The sequence below is a fragment of the Paraburkholderia sp. SIMBA_027 genome (assembly GCF_046535315.1).
GTDB lineage: Bacteria > Pseudomonadota > Gammaproteobacteria > Burkholderiales > Burkholderiaceae > Paraburkholderia > Paraburkholderia tropica.
This window is the reverse complement of the sequence record NZ_JAWRWY010001144.1, coordinates 1-253: the sequence shown is the minus strand read 5'-3', so window position 1 is coordinate 253 and position 253 is coordinate 1. Positions and strand designations below refer to the sequence as shown.

Annotated in this window: 1 protein-coding gene; it reads left to right on the top strand. The window is 37.2% G+C overall.

All coding sequences use genetic code 11. The annotated features are described in order from the left end of the window. Positions 1–253: hypothetical protein (locus SB764_RS42720; RefSeq protein ID WP_410867139.1), on the top strand; the 253-nt coding region annotated here is incomplete at both ends.

The following is a 253-nucleotide window of genomic DNA, read 5'->3' as shown; positions in this document are numbered from 1 at the left end:
CGAGATCCAGATCAAAAAATTTGACAAAAACGGAAACATTATTTTCAGCAGCAAAGTTACAGAGCTCCCTCCAGGACGAGATAACTTTATTCCTCCTGGCCTTGTAGATTTTCCACAGGCAGGGAAAAGTGAATATAATACAACGCTGTCAGATGGCAGAATCATCTCATATGAATATTCCTCAGATCAGGGCAGACCTCATAAAAGTGAAATTTTTTATGATGATGAAAACAATATTTCGAAAATAAAGGAG